At 39.2% G+C, this 25,340-nt stretch carries 25 protein-coding genes and 1 pseudogene; 14 read left to right on the top strand and 12 right to left on the bottom strand.

Annotation, left to right across the window (positions count from 1 at the left end; translation table 11 throughout):
* The first annotated feature begins 62 nt into the window (after window positions 1-62).
* The 3 genes from ptsN to Q0976_RS01410 are packed head-to-tail and all read left to right on the top strand — an operon-like array spanning window position 63 to window position 1,624.
* Complete coding sequence (gene ptsN / locus Q0976_RS01420) at window positions 63-506, top strand: PTS IIA-like nitrogen regulatory protein PtsN (RefSeq protein ID WP_299490183.1); 444 nt, start codon at window positions 63-65, stop codon at window positions 504-506.
* Entirely contained in the window at window positions 503-1,345 is an 843-nt protein-coding gene (gene rapZ / locus Q0976_RS01415; protein WP_299490119.1) for an RNase adapter RapZ, read from the top strand. Before ptsN ends, rapZ begins: the two co-directional genes overlap by 4 nt.
* A 3-nt stretch (window positions 1,346-1,348) precedes the next feature.
* Window positions 1,349-1,624 carry an HPr family phosphocarrier protein gene (locus Q0976_RS01410; RefSeq protein WP_299490117.1) on the top strand — a complete coding sequence of 92 codons (276 nt, stop codon included), beginning with the start codon at window positions 1,349-1,351 and terminating at the stop codon, window positions 1,622-1,624.
* Between the two features lie 84 nt (window positions 1,625-1,708).
* On the opposite strand, the gene Q0976_RS01405 is transcribed toward Q0976_RS01410, so the two are convergent.
* From Q0976_RS01405 to Q0976_RS01390, 4 genes are all read right to left on the bottom strand, one after another.
* Entirely contained in the window at window positions 1,709-2,368 is a 660-nt protein-coding gene (locus tag Q0976_RS01405) for an OmpA family protein (RefSeq protein ID WP_299490181.1), read from the bottom strand.
* A gap of 633 nt (window positions 2,369-3,001) precedes the next feature.
* Window positions 3,002-3,403: a GtrA family protein gene (locus Q0976_RS01400; RefSeq protein ID WP_299490115.1), complete on the bottom strand. Its 402-nt coding sequence runs from the start codon at window positions 3,401-3,403 to the stop codon at window positions 3,002-3,004.
* Window positions 3,404-3,414: 11 nt separating this feature from the next.
* Window positions 3,415-4,800, bottom strand: a complete 1,386-nt coding sequence (locus tag Q0976_RS01395; protein ID WP_299490114.1) for a glycosyltransferase family 39 protein — start codon at window positions 4,798-4,800, stop codon at window positions 3,415-3,417.
* On the bottom strand, window positions 4,797-5,837 hold the full coding sequence (locus Q0976_RS01390) for a glycosyltransferase family 2 protein (protein WP_299490112.1): 1,041 nt from the start codon (window positions 5,835-5,837) through the stop codon (window positions 4,797-4,799). Before Q0976_RS01390 ends, Q0976_RS01395 begins: the two co-directional genes overlap by 4 nt.
* 117 nt (window positions 5,838-5,954) lie before the next feature.
* Here Q0976_RS01390 and Q0976_RS01385 point away from each other — a divergent pair, with 117 nt between their 5' ends.
* From Q0976_RS01385 to Q0976_RS24170, 6 genes are all read left to right on the top strand, one after another.
* Complete coding sequence (locus Q0976_RS01385; RefSeq protein ID WP_299490110.1) at window positions 5,955-6,647, top strand: response regulator transcription factor; 693 nt, start codon at window positions 5,955-5,957, stop codon at window positions 6,645-6,647.
* A 51-nt stretch (window positions 6,648-6,698) separates the two neighbouring features.
* Window positions 6,699-8,009: a HAMP domain-containing sensor histidine kinase gene (locus tag Q0976_RS01380; protein WP_299490108.1), complete on the top strand. Its 1,311-nt coding sequence runs from the start codon at window positions 6,699-6,701 to the stop codon at window positions 8,007-8,009.
* A gap of 127 nt (window positions 8,010-8,136) precedes the next feature.
* Window positions 8,137-8,637, top strand: coding sequence for an acyloxyacyl hydrolase (locus Q0976_RS01375; RefSeq protein ID WP_299490106.1), 501 nt, complete (start codon window positions 8,137-8,139; stop codon window positions 8,635-8,637).
* A gap of 4 nt (window positions 8,638-8,641) precedes the next feature.
* Window positions 8,642-9,865, top strand: a complete 1,224-nt coding sequence (locus Q0976_RS01370; protein ID WP_299490104.1) for an MFS transporter — start codon at window positions 8,642-8,644, stop codon at window positions 9,863-9,865.
* 9 nt (window positions 9,866-9,874) lie between these two features.
* Window positions 9,875-10,780, top strand: a complete 906-nt coding sequence (locus Q0976_RS01365; RefSeq protein ID WP_299490102.1) for a histidine kinase dimerization/phospho-acceptor domain-containing protein — start codon at window positions 9,875-9,877, stop codon at window positions 10,778-10,780.
* Between the two features lie 137 nt (window positions 10,781-10,917).
* Window positions 10,918-11,355: a heme NO-binding domain-containing protein gene (locus tag Q0976_RS24170; RefSeq protein WP_366525043.1), complete on the top strand. Its 438-nt coding sequence runs from the start codon at window positions 10,918-10,920 to the stop codon at window positions 11,353-11,355.
* A gap of 203 nt (window positions 11,356-11,558) precedes the next feature.
* Here Q0976_RS24170 and Q0976_RS01360 read toward each other — a convergent pair whose 3' ends face one another.
* The 5 genes from Q0976_RS01360 to Q0976_RS01340 form a co-directional block, all read right to left on the bottom strand.
* Window positions 11,559-12,485, bottom strand: coding sequence for a DUF302 domain-containing protein (locus Q0976_RS01360; RefSeq protein WP_299490100.1), 927 nt, complete (start codon window positions 12,483-12,485; stop codon window positions 11,559-11,561).
* A 130-nt stretch (window positions 12,486-12,615) separates the two neighbouring features.
* Window positions 12,616-15,669, bottom strand: a complete 3,054-nt coding sequence (locus Q0976_RS01355) for an efflux RND transporter permease subunit (RefSeq protein WP_299490098.1) — start codon at window positions 15,667-15,669, stop codon at window positions 12,616-12,618.
* Window positions 15,666-16,748, bottom strand: a complete 1,083-nt coding sequence (locus Q0976_RS01350; RefSeq protein ID WP_299490095.1) for an efflux RND transporter periplasmic adaptor subunit — start codon at window positions 16,746-16,748, stop codon at window positions 15,666-15,668. The genes Q0976_RS01355 and Q0976_RS01350 overlap by 4 nt, the downstream gene beginning before the upstream one ends.
* Window positions 16,749-16,852: 104 nt before the next feature.
* Complete coding sequence (locus tag Q0976_RS01345) at window positions 16,853-17,473, bottom strand: TetR/AcrR family transcriptional regulator (protein ID WP_299490093.1); 621 nt, start codon at window positions 17,471-17,473, stop codon at window positions 16,853-16,855.
* 100 nt (window positions 17,474-17,573) lie between these two features.
* Window positions 17,574-18,320: a class I SAM-dependent methyltransferase gene (locus Q0976_RS01340; RefSeq protein ID WP_299490090.1), complete on the bottom strand. Its 747-nt coding sequence runs from the start codon at window positions 18,318-18,320 to the stop codon at window positions 17,574-17,576.
* Window positions 18,321-18,730: 410 nt separating this feature from the next.
* Between Q0976_RS01340 and Q0976_RS01335 the strand changes: the two genes are divergently transcribed.
* A complete protein-coding gene (locus tag Q0976_RS01335) occupies window positions 18,731-19,171 on the top strand; it encodes a hypothetical protein (protein ID WP_299490088.1) in 441 nt (146 codons plus the stop codon).
* Between the two features lie 8 nt (window positions 19,172-19,179).
* On the opposite strand, the gene Q0976_RS01330 is transcribed toward Q0976_RS01335, so the two are convergent.
* A complete protein-coding gene (locus tag Q0976_RS01330) occupies window positions 19,180-19,338 on the bottom strand; it encodes a hypothetical protein (RefSeq protein WP_299490085.1) in 159 nt (52 codons plus the stop codon).
* A 52-nt stretch (window positions 19,339-19,390) separates the two neighbouring features.
* On the opposite strand from Q0976_RS01330, the gene Q0976_RS01325 reads away from it, so the two are divergent.
* The 4 genes and pseudogenes from Q0976_RS01325 (at window position 19,391) to Q0976_RS01310 (ending at window position 22,741) form a co-directional block, all read left to right on the top strand.
* On the top strand, window positions 19,391-20,290 hold the full coding sequence (locus Q0976_RS01325) for a hypothetical protein (RefSeq protein WP_299490083.1): 900 nt from the start codon (window positions 19,391-19,393) through the stop codon (window positions 20,288-20,290).
* Window positions 20,291-20,793: 503 nt separating this feature from the next.
* A pseudogene (locus tag Q0976_RS01320) lies at window positions 20,794-20,903 on the top strand (IS110 family transposase); the annotation flags it as partial.
* Between the two features lie 330 nt (window positions 20,904-21,233).
* On the top strand, window positions 21,234-21,779 hold the full coding sequence (locus Q0976_RS01315) for a hypothetical protein (RefSeq protein WP_299490081.1): 546 nt from the start codon (window positions 21,234-21,236) through the stop codon (window positions 21,777-21,779).
* Between the two features lie 629 nt (window positions 21,780-22,408).
* Window positions 22,409-22,741 carry a hypothetical protein gene (locus Q0976_RS01310; protein ID WP_299490079.1) on the top strand — a complete coding sequence of 111 codons (333 nt, stop codon included), beginning with the start codon at window positions 22,409-22,411 and terminating at the stop codon, window positions 22,739-22,741.
* 165 nt (window positions 22,742-22,906) lie between these two features.
* Here the strand turns inward: Q0976_RS01310 and Q0976_RS01305 are convergent, their stop codons facing one another.
* Together Q0976_RS01305 and Q0976_RS01300 are read right to left on the bottom strand one after the other, a co-directional pair.
* Complete coding sequence (locus Q0976_RS01305; protein ID WP_299490076.1) at window positions 22,907-23,641, bottom strand: single-stranded DNA-binding protein; 735 nt, start codon at window positions 23,639-23,641, stop codon at window positions 22,907-22,909.
* A 93-nt stretch (window positions 23,642-23,734) separates the two neighbouring features.
* Complete coding sequence (locus Q0976_RS01300; RefSeq protein ID WP_299490072.1) at window positions 23,735-25,102, bottom strand: MFS transporter; 1,368 nt, start codon at window positions 25,100-25,102, stop codon at window positions 23,735-23,737.
* Window positions 25,103-25,340 lie beyond the last annotated feature (238 nt).

Raw genomic sequence — 25,340 nt, 5'->3', positions numbered from 1 at the left:
CATCGTCTGAAGAAAAGCGCTTCAGAATAAACAATAAACAATATGAAATTAAATAGTTAATGATGGAATTAAGCAGCATACTTAAGCCAGAATGCACCACTTGTGCAACACCTGGCAGCAAAAAAAAAGTACTTGAGCTCATTAGCGATATCGCAGCTGCTCAGTACCCAGAACTCTCAGCTCAAGAGATTTTTGAAAGCCTATTAACCCGAGAAAAAATGGGCAGTACGGGGATCGGAAATGGCATTGCAATCCCCCATGGCCGATTGAAGAGTATTACTCAACCTATCGCCGTATTAATCAAATGTGAAGATCCCATCGCTTTTGAGGCTATTGACAAGCAACCAGTAGATATCTTATTTGCTTTGCTCGTTCCAGCAGAGCAATGCGAACAACATTTACCAACCTTATCGCTCATGGCAGAAAAGCTTAACGATAAAGCCATATTAAAACAGCTTAGAAAAACCCAAGACGATGCTGAGCTCTATAAGGTAATCACTCAATGAAACTTGTCATGGTCTCAGGGCGTTCTGGATCGGGAAAATCCGTTGTCTTAAGAGTGCTTGAAGATCTTGGCTATTATTGTGTTGATAATCTTCCTCTTCCTATGGTCACGCCATTATTAGAGCAACTCGCAGGCAGTACTGAACGTGTCGCAATTAGCGTAGACATTCGAAACATGCCTGCCGATGAAGAACAAATCAATGAGCACTTAGGAAAATTACCCAGTGATATTGAACTCTGTAGTTTCTTCATTAACTCAAATGATAAAGTGCTCCTAAAACGTTACAGTGAAACTCGTCGATTACATCCGCTTTCACGTAGTAAGGTCTCTTTGCTGGAAGCCATTCAACTCGAGCAGAAACTACTCGAGCCCCTGTCAAAACGCTTCGACTATTATATTGATACTTCAACACTCAATATTTATGCTCTCAGTGATAAAATTAGAGAAATCTTACTTGGCAGCACACATAAAGAGCTAGTCATTAATTTTGAATCTTTTGGCTTTAAACACGGCATGCCAAAAGAGGCAGACTTTTTATTTGATGTACGTTTCTTACCTAATCCTCATTGGAAGCCAGAACTCAGACCGATGACAGGCTTAGACGAACCAGTACAGATATTCTTGAATCAAGAAGCTTTGGTCAATAAGTTAATCTGGCAAATAGAAAACCTATTGCATACATGGTTACCTCATTTAGAACGTAATAATCGCAGTTATCTTACGATTGCTATCGGTTGTACTGGCGGACAACACCGCTCTGTTTATGTAGCAGAACAACTAGCAAGGCGCTTTATGGGTGGTAAACATAAAGTACAAGCAAGGCATAGGGAGTTAAACTAACTTATGTTGAAACTAACGCGAGAAATCACTATCTGTAACAAACTCGGATTGCATGCTCGAGCCGCAACTAAGCTTGCTATTTTAGCGTCCGAATTTGATGCAGAAATTACCGTGATCCAAGATGATAAACAAGCATCAGCTTCCAGTGTATTAGGTTTATTGATGTTAGAGAGTAGCATGGGGAAAACAGTTACCCTTGTTGCCAAAGGTAAAGATGCAAAAGAAGCACTAGATGCCGTTTGCAAATTGATTAATGAAAAATTTGACGAAGAATCATAAGACCTAACAAGACAAAAAGTGTGGTCATAAAAACCGTCCTTGGCTTTTTCAAATTCAACTTTTAATCAATATAAACACCGCACTTTACAGCGGGCTCATGACAATTTCTACTCGCCTATTTTGAGAACGTCCCGCTTTCGTACTATTACTCGCAATAGGAGCGACTTCTCCCATTCCTTGTGAGCTCAAACGACTTGACTTGATTTGTCTAGACATCAGATAATTAGCCACCTCGCTCGCCCTTACTTGAGACAAACGCAAGTTATAGGATGCAGACCCTGAGCTGTCGGTATAACCCAATACATTTAAGCGAGTGTTATCATATTTTTTTGCGACGACAGCAACACTATTGAGCACATTTTTAGCCCCTTGACTTAAATTTGTTTGATCGACGCCAAAAGTCACTGCATTAGGCATGTTCAAAATAATATTTTCGCCATTACGGGTCACACTCACTCCCGTCGATTGTAATTGTTTTCTCAGTTCCGCTTCTTGCACATCCATGTAATAGCCGACACCACCACCTAAAGCTGCACCAGATGCTGCGCCAATCAACGCCCCTTTTCCACGATCACTTTTACTTGAAGATGCCACACCAATTACGGTGCCCGCAATTGCACCAATCACTGCACCAGTTGTGGCATTAGCCGTCTCAGTTTCATTAGTATAAGGGTTGACGGTTTGACAGCCTGCCATCGCAATAGCGACACTCCCCATTAATATAGGAGTAAAAATCCGCTTCATTACTTTTATCACTTTTTTTCCTCATTACGACAAAAAATCAGAAAACCACTCAAAAGTGTGATCAATTCTTAATCATTTTGATAAATTTGGCACTAGTATAACCTCAAGTTATTTAAGAATGCGAACACTTGACGACCTTATAAGTTGCACTATTAAGGTGCATTTGCACTATCTTATCCCTTAAATAAAAAAGCTTAAAAAGTAAATATTAGTAAGTCATTGTAAATAAAAATTAAATATACGGTCCCATATTGGCATGAATTATTCATGATGTTTATTGAACGTCAATGTAAACCCTAGAGGAAACCATGATGAATCAAGTCAAAGAGCGGATTAAGCGATATTTCGACTATTGGTTATCACAACCTCATGTAGGCTTCAGTCAATGGGATGTCTATCAACCCAAAAGGAAATGATAATGAATTATTTAAAGGGCTGGCTCAAAAACTACAGTGAACATTGGTTTTTACTGAGGCATTTAGGCATCAGTCAATGGGATGTCGAAAAATAACCCCCCTACATAGCAAAGCCGATCCTTTGTATCGCCCCCAACGATTAGAGTTTCGGCTTTGCGCTTTTATTTTATCTAGGTATGTTTCTCGTTAACCTTATACCAAATTGATTAAACTGGTATTATTCCTTAATGTGTCGATAAGTGACCCAAGTTGAGCCACACCAGTTCACGACTAATCCGGCCAATACACCTATGGCTAAAGAAGAAGCTGCAAAAATAATATTTGCAGGCAAAAATAGGCCTAATAAATAAAATACCCCCAAATTGACCCCTGCAGCAAAACAGGAAACAACCAAGGCTATGGTAAATTGTGGCCCCTTATTTAATTGACTGCGATGTCGAAAAGTAAAACATCGATTTCCCAGCCAAGTAAGCATAGTCGCCACCAAAAAAGCGATGAGCCTCGCTTGAAAAACAGTCAGGCCTTCCCATTGATAAAGTGCTATAAACAGCGTCATATCAATAAAAAAAACACTGCCCCCCACCAGTAAAAAACGCATGACCTCATTATTGGGAGTCATAATATATCCGATTAATTTCCACATAATAATAGGACTTTCTTATTGGTATTTGCCTGCCTTTGACATTGATCAAATAAGCTATTATCTTCCAAAACTCTATCTTTCACGACGATATAATAAGGTGTTTGAGGTAATATTGATAACGCTTGCTTAGGTTTTACTACCTGCACTTGTCCCTGACTATAATACTGGGCTGAGAACGGAACTTTACCCCAATAATAAGTGGGTAAAGATTGTGTTCGTTGAGCTAATAGCCATTTCTCACTCTTCTCTTTAATGGGACCCTCTCTTAGTCCTATCAAAGTTAAAATCAGTAATATTGCCATGCTAACTGCTATAATTTTCAATCTCGGCACACCCGCATCACCCCACGCTTTTGCTACCAATAAGGCTAGCGCTGGCACACCAGGTAATACATAAGCAGGCAAAATATTTCCAGCTAAAGTAAATAGTAATAAAGGAGAAAGCATCCAGCATAATAAGAATGCTGTCAGCGCATCAAAACCACTTTTTCCTTCTCTATATAGTTTATATAATGCCTTCGGCAAATACAGACTCCACGGCAAAGCAGCAACGATAAAATAAACCCAAATGGTGCCACGCACCCTATCATGTGCACTACCGTATAAATCCCCTTTCCAACCGCTATCCATGAAACGATCCCAGTGCTCCCCGATAATAAAATACTTCAAAAAGCCCGGAGTTGCATGCTCTGCTGCAATATACCAAGGTAAGCAAAGCGCCAACATCAATAAAGTGCCTGAAATTAATGGGGTACGCTGCCACAATAATTTCCATGGTTTAATGAACCCATACTGCCAGAATAACCAGACTCCCACCCCTATGGCAAAAATGACTAGCGTCACCGGTCCTTTTGCTAACATACCAATCGCTAAACCAACAAAGCCTAAATAACCCCAGACGATTTTACCTTGCCAAGATCCATAAAAACCGGCCATAGCCAGCGTGATCCCGACAGTCAGTGCCATATCTGTCATCACCGCACCCGCACTGATATAAAACACAACAGTCGAAATTAAAAGGATGACACTATTAATAGCTGAAATATGATTACGTTTTGCAAAATGATAAATCACATACAACACCAAGACACCAGCAAGAAAGTGAGGAAGCCTTAGGAAAAACTCATTATTTTCAAATACGAAAATAGAAGCTGCGCTCATCCAAGTTTGTAGTGGCGGCTTTCCCCAAAACGGTACTCCATAACTAAATTGAGGCGTTAACCAATTACCGGTTTCAACCATTAATCTTGCCATTTCGCCATATCGAGACTCTGTCGTATCCATTAAAGGGTACAAACCTAACGTCACTAACCTTACGATTAACAAGCCTAACAACACTAATCCTGATGAACGCCATAAACAAACTTTTTTCATTTAAGTGACTCCTGAGCTTCTTCGGCTTGAGATAAAGTACTTGCGGAAGTCTTAACTCCATGTTTCTTTTGAACTTGATGTGACACTTCTTCAATTAAATACAAAGGGCGCTGCTTAACTTCTACAAAGACCCTTCCTAAATATTCACCAATTAAACCTAATGCTAATAATTGAATGCCTGCGAGCCCCAATTGCACCACCATCATAGAAGGATAACCAGCAACCGTTTCACCAAGATATAATGTTTTAACGATCACCCATGCACCATAAGCAAATGAACTTAACGCCGTTAATACACCACACCAAGTCGCTAACCTTAACGGCTTAAAACTAAAAGAGGTGATCCCATCCATCGCTAAGCCTAATAATTTTCCATAATGCCACTTTGTTTTACCCACAAAACGAGGATCCCTATCAAATATCAAGGTCTTTTGTTTAAAACCTGGCCAACTAAATAATCCTTTCATAAAACGATTACGCTCGGGCATTCCATTGATACTATCGACCACTTGTCGGCTCATTAATCTAAAGTCCCCCACATTTTCTGGCACCACAGAGTCTGAAACCCAATTCATTAATCGATAAAAACACTTTGCCGAAAACCGCTTAAACCAAGTCTCACCTAGCCTTTGCCTGCGTTTCATGTTCACAACATCATAGCCTTCTCTCCATACGGCTAACATATCAGGGATTAACTCTGGTGGGTCTTGTAAGTCAGCATCCATCATAATAACGGCTAGACCCCTAGCTTGCTCTAAACCTGCAGACATCGCGGCTTCCTTGCCAAAATTACGACTCAACTTAATACATTGACATTCACAGTGAGCTAAAGCAGCACCGCAGACTTTGTCCCATGTCGTATCTGTGCTACCGTCATCAACAAAGACTATCTCAACGGTATCAGAGAGAGACAGTAGTACACTGTCTAATCTCGCTACGAGTGATTCAATCATTTCAGCTTCATTAAACATAGGAATGATGATTGACAAGCAAATTTCGTTTGTCTTTAACGTACCCTGTGGAGAAAGTGAAGGCATATTTATGTCCTTACGCATCAATTATGCCGTCACTATGCTACATATTAAGTGAATGAAATGTCATTGACATTTCTTCGACAAAATTGGGTGATAATTAGCCATAGACGAGCTCACACAATGACCGAAAACAACACACTTAAGCTATTAATAATAGAAGATAACAAGGATGTTTCTGGTATTTTATGCGATTTTTTCGAAGCTCAGAACACCGAATTAGATTTTGCTGATAATGGTGAGCTTGGCTTGTCATTAGCTCAGCGTTTTGATTTTGATGTTATTATTCTCGATGTCATGCTACCTAAACTGGATGGATTTAGTTTATGTAAACAATTAAGAGCATCGGGGTGCTCTACTCCCGTGCTGATGCTCACAGCATTAGACAACAAAACGGATCAACTACAAGGTTTTAACTGTGGTGTCGATGATTATTTAGGCAAACCATTCGATTTAGATGTGCTAAATGCACGTATTCACGCCTTAGTAAAACGCCACAGAGGCCAAGTGGCTCGAGAAGATATTTATTTTGGTGATGTTGTGGTTGATATAAACAAACATGAAATACGTCGCAAAGGTATCAAACTCATCCTCACGCCGACAACTTATCAAATTCTATTATTATTAATTAAACAAGCGCCCAGAATAGTCAAAAGAGAGCACATTATTGACACCATTTGGGGAGCATCACCACCCAGTAATGATGTGCTACGCAGCCACATGTACCAACTTAGAAACCAACTTGATAAACCTTTTGAAAAGCCAATGCTAGCCACCGTACCAAAAATTGGTTTTCGATTACAGTTGAATGAATAAGTTTATGTTAATTCATTAAACTAAAAGAATGACTTAAGTAGAGGTTTCGTCATGATAAAAAAACAAATATCCGCTAAAAGCTTACCCCAACGTTTACTCATTTACTTTAGCTTTATTGCAATCATATTAGGCTTAAGCTTACACCTTATCACTCTAAGTTTAATGCAGTGGATTGAAGATGAAGTTAATCAACATGAGCTAGAAGTCAGCGCACCTTATGCCATTCAATCTTTTCAACAAGGTGCAAAACAGCCCCTCGCTATAGGGTTAAATGCAACAGCTTACTTTTCACTTGATGCCATTCCTGCCCAATACGGTGCATTAGATCAATACCCCCTTGGATTTTCAAGTGAAATTAATTTACCTGATCCCCAGCCACATACTGATAATGAGCCTGTCTCCTTTTTTTTCTATCGGGGTGAGTTCACCCTTAACGGCAAAAAGACCCCTCTTTTTTTAACCATGCCAACGGAAAATGTTGAACTCAGTTCCCATGAATGGTTACTCATTAATTTTTTTGTATTAATATTGATAGGGATATTATTCATCGCCTTCGGTATAGCCATTAATCGTATTTCAAAACGGCTCATAGCGCCCGTCTTTCAACTCAGTCAGCAGCTCAAGCAGCTCAATCCATGTCAAAACAATAGAGCATTTAGTGTGTCAGCGGAGTCCGCCTCTGAATTTAATGAATTAACCGATAGTCTCAATTATTATCGAGAACAAAATGAACAACTCATCAAGCAAGAACAAGCTTTTGCACGATATGCTAGCCATGAATTGAGAACGCCGCTGACTGTCATTACTGGAGCCGCCAAATTACAAGAACAAAATCCTAATCCTATTTTTCAAGCGAGGCAGAGAGAACGTATCACACGAGCCGCGTTAGAAATGCAACACACTGTTGATGCGCTCCTTAATTTAGTTAAGCATGAAAAAAGCATTGAAAACACAACACGCACTATTACCCTTGAAGAGATTTCACAACTCATTGAACCTTTGAGATTTCTCGCTCAAAAAAAACAACTCAACATAAATATTATCCACACTGAAATGCCAAAGATCCAAGCCAGTCAAGCCGTACTGCGTATGTTATTATCCAATCTCATCACCAATGCTATTAATGCTTCAGAGTCATCCAATATCACACTCAAAATAACAGCTGCACACATCCAGGTAATCGATAAAGGTTCAGGGCTTCTACCCCATAATAAAAATAATCAACAAGGACATCAACTGGGGCTACTCATTGTCAAAAGCTTATGTCAGCGCTACCAATGGCAATTTGAAATTAACAATACTCTTCCTCAGGGTTGCACAGCAACACTCACCTTTCCTCAGCTAGATGAAAATAAACCATAAAAAATTCTGCTAAAGCATTAATGGCTAACTAAAATAAAAGTGAATTCTATTATTTTAGTAGGTCATTAAGATTAAAAAAATATCAAAAGCCACAGTCTCCATTATCTTATTATTACTTTTTCAATCAATGAGCCACGCCAAAACGTCCCCTTTGATTGATCATCTTTCATTGGGTATCGGTCACGCGAATGGAGGAGCCGACACCTACAGACTCGGTCTTCAACATCATTTTAATTCTCCATTATGGCAAAGCAAAGTAATGTCTTTGTCTGGATACTTTGAATTTTCAGTAAGTTATTGGAATAATCACGACAACGATATCACAACGCTATCCCTCTCTCCTGTACTGCAACTCTTTTTTTTCGATAATAGCGCACTTTTCAAACCCTATATAGAATTGGGAATAGGGATTGCCTATCTCTCTAATAAGTATCTTTATGACGATACACTCAAGCAGCGTAATTTATCTAGCTATTGGCAATTTGAAGATAGAATGAGTATCGGCGTCAAAATAAAACAATATGATATTAACTTAAGATTTCTACACTACTCTAATGCTGGTTTTCAAAACCCAAATGATGGAATGGATATGATCCAGCTCACTTTCACTTTCCCAATGGATATCTAATGCAATGAATGACATCAATAAAAATAAACAACATATTATTTTATATATCCCCATGTGTTTATTACTCAGTTATTGGGGGTATATGAAAGTCGCTCTTCCCGTTATTCCCGATCTATTACATAGTTTTCAAACAACACAAAACTTACTCAATCAATTTATTTCACTGGCCTTTATTCTTTCTGGTTTATCTTCTATTTTTTGGGGGGTATTGATTGATAGATTTGAAATTAAACGATTTCTTATATATCTGACTTCTATTGGTATTATTATTTTAGCGTCAATTTCCATAACAACCAATGTGTGGTTTTGGGGGATAAACTACATTGTGGGCGCTATTTTAATGGGTGGACTCGTTGTCTGTTCTAGAAGCTTTGTTATGATTTACCTAACGGAAGAAGCTGATATTAAAAAAGCCCTAACAATGCCAATGGTAGCCGGTTTTTTTGCTGCTTTTTTCATGCCTTATATCAGCGGTTGGTTAGCCAGCTTTTTGGGTTGGAATTACGCTTTTTTTATCATTCCTTTATGGCTCATTTTATTACTTATTCTCCTGTTCAAACTCCCTCCTTCGACTCAAACTATCAACAAAAATATTAGAATAAAAGACAATATTAAAGCGATGTTTCTGCACCTTAAAAATAAAACATTTTTATTTAACATTCTGGGGATCGCTTGTATTTCCTCCATTAGCCAAAGTTATTACATCGCCATTATATTTTGGCTTATGGCGAACTATAGTATTCCCATACAAAGCTTAGCCTTATACCTTTTCCCACTGCTATTTCCAGGAATGATTATTCCACTGTTCATCCAAAAAATATATCAAAAAGTCAATGAGAAAAAAATGATAACTGTATATGTTACACTGTTATTTATTGCCGCTTTCACTGCGTTTATTCTTTATATCATATTTAACATGTCCGCAGCGTTTAGTAGTTGGCTTTGGGTTATTCCGGGTGTGTTGTGCACCATTACACTAGTGTGCTTAGTCCCTATTTTATCATTTCGAGCCTTAAATTCAGTCAAAGAGAACTATAATTCTGCATCTGGTCTACTGACTATTTCTGTCTACTGCGCTGCTGGTTTCGGTATTTATATCAATTCTTTCATTACATTAACGCATTTTTACTTAGAAGGGATTTTTATTTTTGTCGCTGCATCATTACTGATCCTATGCATTCGTAAAAGTATCGAAAATCCGGTCTCTATTGAGCAAACGCCTAGGTAAAAAATCTTCATGAATGAACTTGAAAAACTCAATAAACGCTTAAAAAGAACTCAGGCAGCACTAACAGCAGCTGAAGACTTAGCCGAAAATAAACTCAGGGATACTTATTATGCCCAAGAAAAATTAAAGGCCGAAATTGAAAACAGAAAAATAATCGAACATCATCTAAAAACGACCATCACAGAGAAAAACAAAGCTCTTTCGGTGAGAACACAATTTTTACAACACATCAGTCATCAACTTAAAACCCCAATGAATGCTATTATTGGTATGGCTGAAGTATTAGATAACCCTCAAGAGCCTCTCACCCCAGAACAAGGACAATGCTTAAAAATCATTCACCAATCCGGTGAGAATTTACTTAATATGATTGAAAACCTGATCCAATTTGCCCAACTCTCCTCATCGGTTTACCAACCAAGTACATTAAATTTTAATTTACAAGAAATGTTACATGATTTTACCCAGTTCTATTTACGCTCCCACTTACATAAGAATATGCATATTAAAACAAAGATAGCCCCAGAAATACCCAAGGTTATCAAGGCTGATAAACGCGTACTCATCAACATTATTAGACAATTACTATCCAATGCCATTGCATTTTCTCCCCCTGGATCTCACATCACCATTTCAGTCTCATTGGAAACAGAAAACAACCATCTATTTATGTTGATTGTTAATGTCACCGATACAGGGATAGGCTTTCCAGAAAACCTGTTAATCCAAGTCTCTCAAGCAAATATGAGCCCACATTTACACCACATAGAATCAAATAGTGGACTGGGACTTGGATTAATATTATGTCATATCATGCTTAATAATGTCGGAGGACATCTCAAGATTAAAACCAATGACCCCTGTGGCAGTATCGTCTCTTTTACATTCCCTGCTATGATTAAATCATCTCCCTAATACACTCAAATTGAACTGCCGCTAACTCAAAAGGCCATCCAACTATGAAAGGACATATCTTCAATTTATTAGAGCAATTTATTATTGAACAAGCGGGCGACGAAGCCTTTGAAGATATTTTAGATGCATGACAATTTATCACGACAGAGCCTTTCATTCGATCAGGTACATACCCAGATGAAGATTTAATCGAACTGGTTAATCAAACTTGTAAGAAACTCAACCTCAGTCCTAAAGATGCCCATTTTAGTTTTGGAAAATGGATCTTTCCACATCTCACAAAAATTGCACCACCAGAAGTCACGACTTTCAAGCACCCAAAAAAGCTCTTTTTACGGCTCGATCATATTCACAGAGTCGAGCTGAAAAAAATCTGGCCTGACGCCGAGCCACCAAGATTTCAATGTATTGATACTGGGCCCAATTCTGTCACCATGACTTATGACTCTATAAGAGAAATGGCCGATCTCGTCGAAGGTGTCATAGAAAGTGTGGCAATGAACTACCAAACCGCCATCCAATTTGAAAAAAAACACATCAAAAAGAAAACTATAACGTATATGAATATTTTTTGACTTTCGGTTAAAAGCATTGATTTTTCATGGGTTAATGATGCTCTTAAATCCTAGCAATGTCTGAAACCCAAGCCAAGCATATCTAAGCTGAACTCGTGTTAGTGAGTGTCAGACAGCCCAAACTATTCCTTTAAAGTCAATGAATCACAGACTGCTGTCTAAATCATCACAACAGCTCCTGTCGCTAAATCAACCGAGAGCATTCAATCACTAAATGATCGCTTATACGCTTTATCTATTCTACGTTGAATAATGCGTAATGCCGTATTAATTGGCACTTTATGACGAGTTGCAATTAACAGTAATTCATTATAAGTAATATGCGTATTGCCTTGGTTATCATTCCATATAAGAACCTTTTGTGGAAAACCATCTAATCCTAGTGATTGCGATGCTTTCATCGCCCTTCCACCTGGACCCGGCGCACCAAATAACACTAAGGTCATTTGGGGTAACATGATCCCATGCTCTTTTGCCACTGCTTGGAAATCAATAATATCGAAAACAATTACACCTTTACTATCACGAGCAATATTCACCGCTCTTTTAAGTGATGACTCAAAATCCATTGAACTAGACACAGTAATGAGAGCCGCTTCATCAATACGTGTCAATGATAACGGGCTTAAAATAGACTCATCGATCCCCTGAGTCGCCATCGCAATACTTTGTTCATACCAATGCGCCAATTGGGGCTGTTCACCTAAACCATAACGCTGACTAAGATAAGAAAAATCATTCCAAACCAACTTCACTTCACCATGGGTGGCCTCTTGATAAGCCAATAACTTAATGGGAAACTCCATGGCAATGAGAGGGTTAATCTGTAACAACTGTGATTCTAACAACTTATTATGAAAAAGAGCGACTTGCGTTGGTGCTAATCGACTCCCTTGACTACGAGCTAAACGAGAATGGTCAATATTGAGCACTTTATCCAGTAAAGGATCTTGGCTGATATTACTCGATACAGTATGCATTAGCGCATCTGTTTGTTGGTAATCACTCTCAGGTATTGGAGGAGGCTTGGAACAAGCAACTTGGCCACATACAAGTAAATAAATCGATATTCTTGTCACCTCAACAGGTAATATCAATCGCCGTATCATACCTTTGAATTTGATAAACATCTTCATCTCAATCATCATCCACTCCATCATGTTTTTCACTTCCAAAGAAAGCCGATAAAACTAAGAATAGTTGACAACACAATAAAGTCATCTCATTCAATACCTCCCACCAACTGTGAATAAATGATATTCAATCAATACGTTTCACGTTAAACCAAGTCGCATAAAGTGCAGGTAAAAACAACAAAGTTAAAATCGTTCCTATTGCCGTCCCACCAATTAAAGTATACGCCATTGGCCCCCAAAAAGTGGAGTATGTTAATGGAATAAAAGCCAATACAGCCGCAAGCGCAGTTAAAATAACCGGCCTTGAACGCTGAACTGTCGCTTCAATCAATGCGGTATATTGTGACATTCCAGCGTCTAAATTATCTTTAATTTGCTGAATTAAAATTAATGTATTACGCATTAAAATACCAGACAAACCAATCAAGCCTAAAATAGCTGTAAAACCAAAAGGTTGATTAAAAATTAGTAATGCTGGAACAGCTCCAATTAAGCCTAAAGGGGCCGTTAAATACACCATAAACATCGCAGCAAATGAGCGTACTTGTAACATAATAATAAATAAAGTGAGGCCAATCATAATAGGAAAAATAGGCAATAGTGCGTTATTCGCCATATTAGACTCTTCAACAATACCACCTTCCTCTATCACATAGCCCTTAGGTAATTGACTCATTAAACCTGACAACGCATCTTTTACTTCTGATGATGCCTGATGAGGCTGTACGTCTTCGCCAACATCCCCTCTAACGGTAATAATGGGCATTCGATTTCGGCGCATTAACACCGGATCTTCTGAGCCAAATTCAACGTGCCCAATTTGACTCAACGGAATCGCTTCACCATTCGCATTAACTAAATTAAAATCTTGAAATAAAGTCGGATCCCATTTCTCATTTCCTGCTGTGCGCGCAACAATTTCCACACTGCGAATATTTTCACGCATATTCGTCACAGTCATACCACTAATAAGCAGCTGTAATTGCTCTGACACATCAGATAGAGACATACCCAATTGTCGTAATCGCTCTTTATCTATCACAAAGTCTGCTTTTGCCTGCTTCTCCCCCCAATTACGATTAACACTGCGCATACTGTTATTACTTCGCATAACCTGAGCAACTTGGCTGGAGATGTCTCGTAATTTATCAGGATCTGGACCCATGACACGAAACTCAACAGGGTACGGTGTATAAGGACCATACACAAGTTGAGAGACACGGATCTGAGCTTCTGATCCTAGCCCTGATTGGATTGCTTTTCGTAACTTTAATTTTAAACGATCTCTTTGAGTATCATCTGCTGTCAATACAATAATTTTTGCAAACGCGGGATCCGGAAGCTCTGGGTTATAAGATAAAAAGAATCGAGGTGCACCTTGACCAATATATGCAGTCACCACTTTTGATTCTGGTTGTGATTTTAACCACTTTTCGATTTTTTGAGTCGTGTTGTCCGTTATCGCAAAACTTGATCCTTCTTGCATCTGTAATTCAACCAGTAATTCAGGTCTATCCGAATTAGGAAAAAATTGTTGTTGCACAAAAAGCATGCCAATCGCTGAAATGATAAAGAGCAATAATACTGAACTTGATACTACTCGCTTAAACCTCACAACCCATTGAATTAATTTACGTAATTTCTGATAATTTTTGGTTGCATAAATCGCTTCATGCCCGCCAGAGACTCGCTTAATATTAGGCAATAATTTCACTCCAATGTAAGGCGTAAACACCACCGCGACAATCCACGAAGCAATTAATGCAAAGCCCACTATCCAAAAAATATTACCGGCATATTCTCCAGCACTTGATTGAGCAAAACCCACAGGCGTAAAACCAATTATTGTTATTAAGGTACCTGACAACATAGGTGCAGCAGTATGACTCCAAGAGTAAGCCGCTGCCTTTACACGGCTCATCCCCTCTTCCATTTTTACAACCATGGTTTCGATTGCAATAATGGCATCATCTACTAGCAAGCCTAAAGACAAAATCAATGCACCTAAGGTAATGCGATCGAATTGCCTATCCGTTAATAACATTATTGTGAATACTGCTGCCAAAGTTAATGGAACTGCAGCAACAACAATCATTCCAACTCGCCACCCCATACTCAATAAACTCACCAACATGACCACTGAAATGGCAACAACAAATTTAAGCATAAATTCACTAAACGCATTATCAATATTGACAGCTTGCTCAGAGACTTTACTGACATCAACACCAGCGGGAAGCTGCTCACTAATTGCCGTTACCGCTTTATTTAATGCCTCTCCTAATGCAAGTCCATTCCAGCCCTCTCGCATGACGACGCCCAATAAAATACTAGGCTCACCATTATCACGAATTTTAAAGCTGGCAGGATTTTCATAACCTCTTTGAATCGTTGCAATATCTTTTAATTTGAAGGTATAACCATTACTTGAAATAACAGTATTACCGATATCTTCTAAACGATTGTAGGCACCATCAAGACGAACAAAGACTTTGCGATTTTCAGTTTCAATCGCACCAGCAGGAGACAATCTATTTGCACTTTGTAGTGCAGAAAAAATAGCAGTAGGTGAGATACCTAAACTAGCCAATTTAGCATAAGAAAACTCCACAAAAATACGCTCAGATTGCTCCCCCAAAATATTCACTTTTTTAACGCCAGCCACATGCAATAGTTGCTGTCTAATGCCTTCGGCTTGGCGAGCGAGTAACCGCATAGGCATCCCATTGGCCTTTAAAGCATATAATGCAAACGTCACATCAGAATATTCATCGTTAATAAAAGGCCCGACGACACCCGCAGGTAAACTTTTCGCTTCATCATCTAATTTTTTACGCGCTTGATAAAACTGTTGATCGAGCTCACTTGGTGGCATGGATGATTTAAGTGTCAACGTCATCAGCGCTAATCCCGGACGAGTCACTGTTTCCACTTTGTCATACCAGCGTAATTCTTGCAGCCGTTTTTCAAGGGGCTCAGCCACTAAATCTTGCATCTCTTCAGGTGTTGCTCCCGGCCATACAACCGAGACGGTTAAGACTTTCACCGTGAACATAGGATCTTCAGCACGGCCTAACTCAAAGAAAGAAAACACGCCAGCCAACGTAATTGCAATAATAAGAAATAACGTAATGGATCTTTCACGAACGGCTAAAGCAGATAAATTATATTTATTCATTGAACCACCTGCTTATCATATAGAACGGCAACCAACTCATTTTCATGTAAACGATGCGCCCCATTGGCCGCAATAAACTCATCAAGCTTAAGGGCACCTCGTACACTGGCATTTTTTGTATTCATTCGTAGAATACTAACCCGCCTAAAAGTTACTCTGGAATCTGCTTTATTGAGTACCCACACTCCACTGCCTTGCCCATCGTTATACAAGGCATCAATTGGAACGATAAAACTGCCTTGCGCAGCAGGTAATGTCAGTGTCACACTGACCGTAGAACCTAATAAAGGGGGGTGTTTTCCATTTAATTTAAAACGCGCTTCATAAGTTCGCGTTACAACATCAGCCGCATTTGATAACTCCCTTAAATAAGCATCTCCCTCTGGTATATTTGCATTGTAAAAACGTGCTTTAGCTTGGGTCCCCAACGCTGGGTGTATGGTTTCAGGCAATCTTACGACAGCATCTCTTGGACCGTCTTGTGCTAACGTCATCATAGGTTGCCCCGCCGTGACCACTTGACCCGCTTCGCCCGTCACATTGACAATCACGCCATCAGCATTGGCAACTAACGCTGAATATTCCATCGCATGTTCGGCAATCGATGCCTTCGCTCTTGCCATTGCTAACTGAGCTTTACTCGCCTTCAACGTCGCCAGAGCATAATCATAGTCTTGTTTAGAAACATAACCTTCATCAACAAGTTGACGCTTTCTACGTTCATCACTTTTTGCTTTAAAAACATCTGCTTTTGCCGCTTCAACGGCTTTATTCGCAGAAGTCAGCTCTAAAAAGAGATCTTTCGTATCAAGTCGCATCAATACTTGGCCTTTCTTGACATATTCCCCTGTATTAACCTGCCTTTCTAAAATTTTACCTGCAATACGAAAGCTTAAATCACTCTGTATTTGAGCTTCAACAGTACCACTAAAGGTCCTTTCTTGACTGACATCGGGTTGCACTGCAACAAATGGAATAAACGGCGGTTGTATTCTGGGATCAGTTTCTAGCCGTGGTTGCTGCCCACAAGCGATAAGCAACACGCTCATGAATATGATGATAGGGAGCTTATATGACATACAAATAGGACCTATTAAACTTCAATGGGACCCATTATTGGTTACAAGTTACAAAAAGTCAAACTTGTAACCTTGTTTTATTGATACTTCATACTCATAAAACTTTAAATAGCCAAGCTACGAAGTACCATATTGGTTATTGCTATCAAGCTTTCTTCAAGCTGAGACTCCTCTTTTTGCTCTAATAATAATGGATGTGAAATGTGCAACATCGTATCTCGAATGGCCAAACAAACTTCATCTAAAGGTGCCTTACGATCAAAAACCCCATCTTCACGCCCCTGTATAACCACCTTTTCAATAAGGCTAAAAAGAGCCGCTTGATGATTATTATTTGAACACCAATTATTTTCAAAACTCAATGCGGCAATTTCATGTAATTTCTTTTCTTTAGAAAGAAGCTCTAAACTTCCTTGCATCAATGCCTTAAAAATCAATCTTAGTTTATGAGTTGCACTGTGTTCAGCATCGACAATAGCCGCTAAACCTTCATCAAGCGCCATTAATGTTTCAGCACAAACCGCCTCAGCAATATCTTTTTTAGATGAAAAGAATTTATAGATATAGGCATTAGAAACACCAATGGCTTTTGCAATATCGCCCACAGAGGTTTTGTTATAACCATAATGACTAAAATGCTCAATTGCGACATGAATAATTTGCTCCCGCCGCTCATGTGATTCTGGTCCGCGCTGAGGAAGCGGCGTCTTTTTATTATTACTCATCGACCCTACTTAGGTGACATAAATTAACTTATGTCACCATCTTAGCACAGTCATCAAAAACTCGCTATTTCCTCCAGCGCATCACATTTATCACTCAGAATTAACGAGGTTTACTGGCAATTATCCCTAAAATGCCTCGACCATTACCGCCAAAAAAATGGTCTAGCTCATCTGGAAAGTGAATATCAAAATAGTGACTATCCTCAACAACAAAACCAATCCCCTCCAGTAAGCTTGAGAAACTTTTGATAGTAAACACATGAAAAAAATCAGGTAATGCATCTCCAGGCATAAGATCATTTTTTTCTTGATGAATAAATTGCCCCATATTTTGTATATCGATTTCACCAGGGAAACGTTCACCTAATGCTTCTTTGCGCTTAAACTCATCAATAAAATTAAGCCAGTTCAAATAAGGCGTTGCTGTATTGATATACAGTTTACCTCCAGGTATCAGCCAATCATATGATTTTTTAATTCCTTCTATAACCTCTCCACCTTTTAAAAAATGGAATATATAAGAACAGTGGATCCCACTAATCGAATGACTTTTAAAGTCATAATCATAGGGGAAACACCCTTGTTTTAAGCTTAAAAAAGGCAATAAGGCTTTGGGGGTTTCAGCTTGTAAAATATCCAAATGCTGCTGCTCTAAGTCACAAGCAATGATGTGTTTTTTCATTTCAAGTATGGGAAGAGTCGCTATGCCGTAGGCACAGCCCATATCAATTAAATCATGTGTTGCACTGGCTGCATCTCGAATAAAGGCCTGACTAACATTGGAAAACTGCTTTACCATCACGCCTTTTTTATTCAAAGAGCTTCTTACCCATTCATCATCAACCATCACATCCGCCTGACTTAGAAAACATCTGTTGTCAGTATAGGATCGGTTTAACTTTTGTGATGAACCATACGCCATTTACAAGTTATTTATACATGCCGGTAAGATGTCCTTATGTTCAATTGAGCTTCAAACACCACGCTAGTTTCCCCATTCGTGGAACTTAAATGAATAAGTGATAACGCCATAAAAAAGAGTCACACTTAATCCCCCCGAAAAAGGGCTCCTCAGAAAGCGTTAAAGGACATCGATAACTAAAAAACATTTCACTCTTACGGATAAAAAGATTAATTTTTAAACTCGTCAGACCAATTCATTAAAAAAAGTTTATATTGTCGATATATTTTCATAGCTTGTTCCCATTAAGCTAGCACTTATCTTAATGCTGTACTGAGTATTTAAAGGGGTAATCTATGCTGACAACAACACCACTATCATATTCAAATCATTATCATCAAAGTTTAGAATCTTTAGTCGAGCAAGCGCTGATTTCATTGGAGTGTCCAGCCGAACAACTTACAGGCTTTCGCGATCACTCCAGTATTCACCTTGAATTTGAAAATCTGCCTGATATTACCATCAGTATTGAAAATGATAGACTATGGCTATGGTCGGCTTTTAGTGAACTCACCTCCACTTTAATCACTCAACAGGCAGCAGAATTACTCAGCCTCTTACAACAACCCATCCCTAATATTGAACTCGATCAAGCGGTACTAGTACAAGCAAATCAAGGTTATGAACTCAAAGCTCTGGTCGATCCCAGCTGCCTACATATTGCATCTAATCTCGGTATGATTATCGAGTATTTCTACCAAAAAGTGGATGGTATTAAAAAACTTTTTGCCCAATAACAGTCATTTTAATTCATCATCATCAAACAGAGACATTTTCTTATGCCAACAACATTATCGGTTCCAAAATCTGCTCCGCCACCACCACCAATTTCATCAACCTCCATTGAGAGTTCGCGAACATCGACAAGCATCAACTCAAACACAACTTCAAGTGTAAGAGACAATTTGACAGGAATATCGAGCAGTCAAAACCCAAGCCAAAGTCAATCCGTAAAGGTGCAAAAAGATGGTATCATCTATAGCCCCTTTGCCGTTGAAGACTCTGTTGAACAATGCATGGGGAAAAATATCACCCGCATAAGACAAGGTAAAGAAGCCTATCCTGTTATCGTTAAAGATAACAATGCAAAAGTGCAATTCGAAAACATTAAACAGCAAAAAATAAACCAATACTCTAGCTATATAGAAAGACTTCAAACATTAATACAAAAAAACAACCAAAATATACTTTCAAATAATCAAATAAACTATACTTCTAATGAAAATATACAGTTAAGAGAGCAAACAAATAAAACAATAGAAAATCGAATAATCAAAGATCAGGCATTATTAAGAAATAATCTTGAAATGCTCAATACATATCAAAAATTAGAGGTTTACAGTAATCAAGATAGCCATTTGCTTGGACAACTCTCACAAGGAAAACACAAACTCTACATTGTTGCACATGGTACAGCGGGAAAAGATACGCTGCAGGCTACATTGTCAAAAGATTCACCACAAATTTCATCTAACCAACTTGCTAAAGATCTCAAAAAAGGAGGACTGAAAACCAGCTTTGATGACGTAAGAAGCGTAAGTTGTGAGAGTGCAGACACACGCTCCATCACTTCTTTCAATAAGGAAGAATTAAAAAAAGCAAGCCAACCTACCTATAACTTTAATTTCAATCTGGGTTTTACGAGCTTTAAATCAATTGATCGCCAGCCCTTTGCTCAGGAACTCAGTGACGCACTCGGCGGCTTAGGTTATAAAAACATGAAAGTCACAGGCTATCACGGCTCTGGAAGAGGGATGCCTGAAGGGGTAAATCAACTTCGTGTTCTGGGCGAAAACATCAACTCTGAATCTATGAGACGATCATTGGTGAAACAAGTCTTTACTCCCAAAGTCTAAACAGTAAGTCGTACACAAGCCAACACCGATTCTGCGTTAATGTGCCATCATAATAACCATAGAACTGACTAGTGAACTCATAATTACTCACGGTTTAATTCCAGTTATAATTTGTTTGAACATTAACGCAAAAGATAAGTTTACTGCCAGTCTTACTGAGAGCGCCACCCCACAGTCTTTTAAATCACTTCGAAACTCTTTTTCTTCCTTCTCTAATCTTCTAATGATCCTATCTACCAAGTTTAAAATACTTGTAGTGGCATAGTTAAATAAATATTTTTCTTAAGCGAACCATGTGTCTCGAAGATAATAAGCTCTCGCAGAACCAGTTCTGCAGCCCCATACATAGGTCTGAGCGTCATAGAAGTTATTGGGCGAAGGCCATAATAATGACTTTTCCTGAGCGAGAAATACGGATGATGGGATGGACACCTCTTGTTGAACCGGCGTCATTTGCGCCATATTGAGTTTGCATGTTCAATAATCAACCAAAGGTGTCCAATATGAACGTTACACTAATCGGAATTGATTTGACAAAAATGTTTTTCAAGTTTGTGGTATTAACCAAATTGGGAAATCTATTTTTAATCGTGTGTTAAAACTTTCACAACTTAGCCAATACTCAATAATCTGTTTTTTCTTTACTTATAAATCTAAGTGAATATGAAGGCTTCGAATTCAGCGATGAACTTGCTGAGCGACCAAAACTGAGTCCACAGAACACCTTGAAATGAATCATCCACCAATCTAAAAATCATCACAGCCCTCCAAATAAACGATGTGATAAATCACACTCATTTTTACAATTATTTCATTAATAAAAGTATTTCTGCGAATAACAAAATCTCTTAAAAACTCTTGCAGTATATTCAATTAACACGCGTTCACATGCTATAGCCCAAGCAAACGTTCCCACCCTTTATAACGGTAAAAGGAGAGATATATGTATGCCCAACGACAAATAAAACCTCAAAAAAAAACTGATATCAAAAAAACGAAATCTGCCTCAGTATCCATTAAGTATGACAAAAAAGGCAATCTTCTTCTTAACCCACTCCCAAGCATGTTTTATAACAAGCTTGCTCAAGCATCTTGCATTCAAAAACTTCAGATCATAGATGGCAGTGGCTTTATGAGCGAAGATAGACTCACGCAGTGGCTACAAAACAAAGCATGGGCAAATGCTGACGAGCAACATGTCAGGCACTGCGCTCAGTATATTTTAGCCCATAACGGCACCACGACAGGAGGAGGAACGGCTTATCAAGTTGGAGGAAAAACCGTATTTCATATCTCACATGGTATCAGAGACAGAGATGATGGTTGCACTGTCTTTTTTGTTTGTAATCGCGTTAAAGCAAATAACAATGATGATAAAGGGATAGCCTATATTGTTGGGGTTGGACATCATACTGGTCCCACTTCATACCGATTAGATTGGGGCTGTGGTCAAGGCGCTTTCAATACGGGGGCCAATATTAATCTTTAAATAGCGGCCACGGCTATGTCATCGCCTTATTACAAAGCAAAGGCTACGAGTGTAAATAGAAAATATAACGTGGATCTTAGCCTTTGAATGAAATTGAATAGCATTTTTTATCGATTAAGCTTCGCTTAATATGCGAAGTCCCCCAAGTCGAAGAAACCACACGCTTTGACTTTTTTGCTTTTAGATCCCCATCGAAATTGCTGAAATGCGTTCAATAAATGATGTAAAGCTGACATGGATGTCAGTTTAACTTTCGGGCTATAGGCCGTTCATTGATATCCCTATCATCACGGCATTTGTAAATCCATTTACATCAGATATAGCAGCGGAAGTGTTAATCATTTTTTGAGTCAGCATAAAGCTCGTACTTAATGCAGGTAACTTCGTCTGGGTGTTATGGAGATTATAAAGAGGATAAGGACGAGCAGCCCTCTTTACCCCACGCTTTATTACAAGAAGAAATGGGAACTCACGACCTTCCATTAAGCAAAGCTTAATCGCCGTAAAAAATAGTGCTCAAGTTGTACACCGAAAACGAAAAAACAGATAAAGCAAAAACTCCTCCCTATACTCTATAAGCTCACCTGATCACGCTGGTGAGTCGTCACATATTCTATAAGGAAATGATTATGAATAAATCTATCATAGGCTTACTCATGCTATTCTTTTCAACTAGTGCTATAGCCAGCACTAGTAACGGTAAGATCATCGATTATTGGATACATAATTTCCATGATAGTTTTGCTTTTACCGTTGAAAATCAAACTGGTCGTCCTTATTGCGCCTCATATGGCACCATAGCAGGTCGATATGTCGTTGACACTACGACAGAAAAAGGAAAGTTAATTGCAACTGCTGTCATGGCAGCAAAAGCGGCTGATACCAGTGTTCATGTAGAAGGAACAGGAGATTGCCTTTACTACACTGATTCAGAAGACTTAAATTGGTTACACGTCGAATAATAGTCAATACACACCTCAAAATGTAGATTCAAGGTTATTAGAGACACTGAAACCTAAAACGAAAAAAGTCCTGCTCACGCAGGACTTTTTATCAATTCATCTAACTATTAATTACAAAAGTTAATCACAAGCATTAACCGTTAGATGCACTCTAGGCGCAAAAGCCTAAAACGGAATATCATCATCCCAACCGTCATCCAAATCTGGCGTGAAGTTTTGCGCTTGCTGAGGCTGTTGAGCTGGTTGCGCAGCTTGCTGAACTGGCTGCGGAGCAGGACGCTGCTGAGGAGCATTTTGCACTGGACGTTGCTGAGGAGCAGCTTGTGGTTTAGGCGCATAAGCCGCTTGCTGTTGCATACCTTGTTGTGGTACTTGACCTTGAGGGGCTTGCTGGCCGCCACTCTGTTGACCATAGCCACCTTGTTGTGGCGCGCTCTGATAACCCCCTTGCTGAGGTGCACTTTGTTGACCGCTATTATGTTGGCCATAGCCACCTTGTTGAGGGCTATTTTGTTGGCCACTATTTTGTTGATAGCCGCCTTGTTGACCACCGCCTTGTCCACGGCTGTCTAACATTTGCATTTCACTGGCATTAATTTCAGTTTTATAACGGTCTTGACCCGTTTGCTGATCTTGCCATTTGCTGGTTTGCAATTTACCTTCAAGATAAACTTTAGAGCCTTTTTTCAAGTACTCACCAGCCACTTCAGCCAAACGACGATACATCACAATGTTGTGCCATTCGGTACGTTCTTGTTGCTGGCCTTGCTGATCTTTCCACGTTTCGCTGGTCGCCACGGTAAAGTTGGCTACTGCGTTGCCATTCGGCATGTAGCGTACTTCAGGATCTTTTCCTAAGTTACCGACCAAAATTACTTTATTGACACCACGACTGGCCATTGAACTCTCCTGCAATTGCTAATAAAAACGGATCATGTTGATCGCGTGTTATTTAATATGGGTAAAACGTAAGTGCAGTTAACGCACTCCTATTCATTGGGTGAAGCCTAACACAGCTCGCGCTTCTCTTAAATCGAAATGCGCATCTACTTTCAAATAAGCCACTTTTTCTTCTAGCACGACCATGGCTTCAACCACCCCATTCAACATGGATAATTCACCAGCCATTTGCTTAGCATCTTGTTTATTTTCGATATTAGCTTCAAGTGTATAAGATTTCAACATCACAGGCTTTTCCATACCTAAAGTTAATAGTAGCCAAACAACAATCAAAACCGCAGCGGCAATAAAAACCCCACTCGCCCCCAAATATTGATAGGCACCACCACCAATCAAACCACCACAAAATGCCCCTAAAAACTGGCTTGTGGAATACACCCCCATGGCAGAACCTTTACTCCCCACTGGCGAGAACTTAGCAATCAAACTGGGCAATGACGCTTCAAGGTAATTAAAGCCAGTAAAAAACAATACAATCGCAGCCATCAATAGGGTCAAGTTATGAGAAAACGTTGCCATCACACCTAAGGACAATAACATGATCATCAAGGCAACTTGGAACATCGTCTTGGTATTATTACGCTTAACCCCGATAATAATCAGCGGCACCATCAGCATAAAAGAGCCTATAAAAGCGGGAAAATACAACATCCAATGCTTTTCTTTTACTAAACCTGCATCCACTAAATCCAGAGGCAAAGCCACAAACACTGCCGTTAAAACTAAATGCAAAATAAAAATCCCCGCATCTAACCTAATAAGCTGTGGATCGTTAAGCATGGCTTTTAATTTGGCAGGCACAGCGAGCGTGTCACCTTTGGGAGCATGAGAAATAGGGTTAGGCACCAGTAATTGAACAATTAACATGCCTACAACGGCTAAAATTGCCGTCATATAAAACAAGCCTGATAGCCCAATATATTGCGCAACAATGGGGCCCACCAGCAAAGAAAGTGCAAATGAAAAACCAATACACATGCCAATCACAGCCATCACTTTAGTACGCTGCTCATCACGGGTTAAATCTGCTGCTAACGCCAACACTGCTGCTGCAATAGCACCGACACCTTGCAATGCCCTACCAGCTACCACGCCATAAATACTGTCGGCATTGGCTGCCAATAAACTGCCTAAAGCAAAAACAAAAAGCCCGATGAGAATAATCGGCTTTCGGCCAAATTTATCCGATAATATCCCCATTGGAATTTGCAACATAGCTTGTGTTAAACCATAAGCACCAATCGCTATTCCCACCCAAAGCGGCGAGAATCCCGTTAAGTTTTGTCCATAAAGAGCAAAGACGGGCATGATCATAAACAAGCCCATCATGCGTAAACCAAACACACTGGCCAAAGAAAATGCGACTGTTTTCTCAGTCTTTGAAAGTCCTGTACCGATCATTACTCTGCCCTGATCACCAAAGATATAAAATTAGATCGCGCAGTTTACCATGAAGTTTTTCATTAACCCAAAAGTAAAGTCAGCTAAAGTACAGGTATTGTTACCGCTTTACGTTATACTTATTCCCAGTGACTTGATTTAATACCGCCAAAAATTCATCAAATTCACTCTCATTAAAATACAACTTAATCATTTATTTTAATTATGATTTTATTTAATTGACTCACTTTTATTTACG

The organism is uncultured Shewanella sp., assembly GCF_947501665.1.
Taxonomy (GTDB): domain Bacteria; phylum Pseudomonadota; class Gammaproteobacteria; order Enterobacterales; family Shewanellaceae; genus Shewanella.
This window is presented reverse-complemented; position numbering and strand designations above follow the sequence as displayed.

What these genes read in the sequence shown, in the direction of transcription:
- Q0976_RS01395 (WP_299490114.1), bottom strand. Translation starts at nt 4,800, where the DNA reads ATGAAAAAAGTTTGTTTATGGCGTTCATCAGGATTAGTGTTGTTAGGC.
- Q0976_RS01355 (WP_299490098.1), bottom strand. Translation starts at nt 15,669, where the DNA reads ATGAATAAATATAATTTATCTGCTTTAGCCGTTCGTGAAAGATCCATT.
- Q0976_RS01410 (WP_299490117.1), top strand. Translation starts at nt 1,349, where the DNA reads ATGTTGAAACTAACGCGAGAAATCACTATCTGTAACAAACTCGGATTG.
- Q0976_RS01315 (WP_299490081.1), top strand. Translation starts at nt 21,234, where the DNA reads ATGTATGCCCAACGACAAATAAAACCTCAAAAAAAAACTGATATCAAA.
- Q0976_RS01310 (WP_299490079.1), top strand. Translation starts at nt 22,409, where the DNA reads ATGAATAAATCTATCATAGGCTTACTCATGCTATTCTTTTCAACTAGT.
- Q0976_RS01350 (WP_299490095.1), bottom strand. Translation starts at nt 16,748, where the DNA reads ATGTCATATAAGCTCCCTATCATCATATTCATGAGCGTGTTGCTTATC.
- rapZ (WP_299490119.1), top strand. Translation starts at nt 503, where the DNA reads ATGAAACTTGTCATGGTCTCAGGGCGTTCTGGATCGGGAAAATCCGTT.
- Q0976_RS01305 (WP_299490076.1), bottom strand. Translation starts at nt 23,641, where the DNA reads ATGGCCAGTCGTGGTGTCAATAAAGTAATTTTGGTCGGTAACTTAGGA.
- Q0976_RS01300 (WP_299490072.1), bottom strand. Translation starts at nt 25,102, where the DNA reads ATGATCGGTACAGGACTTTCAAAGACTGAGAAAACAGTCGCATTTTCT.
- Q0976_RS01370 (WP_299490104.1), top strand. Translation starts at nt 8,642, where the DNA reads ATGAATGACATCAATAAAAATAAACAACATATTATTTTATATATCCCC.
- Q0976_RS01360 (WP_299490100.1), bottom strand. Translation starts at nt 12,485, where the DNA reads ATGTTTATCAAATTCAAAGGTATGATACGGCGATTGATATTACCTGTT.
- Q0976_RS01375 (WP_299490106.1), top strand. Translation starts at nt 8,137, where the DNA reads ATGAGCCACGCCAAAACGTCCCCTTTGATTGATCATCTTTCATTGGGT.
- Q0976_RS01345 (WP_299490093.1), bottom strand. Translation starts at nt 17,473, where the DNA reads ATGAGTAATAATAAAAAGACGCCGCTTCCTCAGCGCGGACCAGAATCA.
- Q0976_RS01380 (WP_299490108.1), top strand. Translation starts at nt 6,699, where the DNA reads ATGATAAAAAAACAAATATCCGCTAAAAGCTTACCCCAACGTTTACTC.
- Q0976_RS01365 (WP_299490102.1), top strand. Translation starts at nt 9,875, where the DNA reads ATGAATGAACTTGAAAAACTCAATAAACGCTTAAAAAGAACTCAGGCA.
- Q0976_RS01390 (WP_299490112.1), bottom strand. Translation starts at nt 5,837, where the DNA reads ATGCCTTCACTTTCTCCACAGGGTACGTTAAAGACAAACGAAATTTGC.
- Q0976_RS01340 (WP_299490090.1), bottom strand. Translation starts at nt 18,320, where the DNA reads ATGGTTGATGATGAATGGGTAAGAAGCTCTTTGAATAAAAAAGGCGTG.
- Q0976_RS01405 (WP_299490181.1), bottom strand. Translation starts at nt 2,368, where the DNA reads ATGAAGCGGATTTTTACTCCTATATTAATGGGGAGTGTCGCTATTGCG.
- ptsN (WP_299490183.1), top strand. Translation starts at nt 63, where the DNA reads ATGGAATTAAGCAGCATACTTAAGCCAGAATGCACCACTTGTGCAACA.
- Q0976_RS01400 (WP_299490115.1), bottom strand. Translation starts at nt 3,403, where the DNA reads ATGACTCCCAATAATGAGGTCATGCGTTTTTTACTGGTGGGGGGCAGT.
- Q0976_RS01335 (WP_299490088.1), top strand. Translation starts at nt 18,731, where the DNA reads ATGCTGACAACAACACCACTATCATATTCAAATCATTATCATCAAAGT.
- Q0976_RS01385 (WP_299490110.1), top strand. Translation starts at nt 5,955, where the DNA reads ATGACCGAAAACAACACACTTAAGCTATTAATAATAGAAGATAACAAG.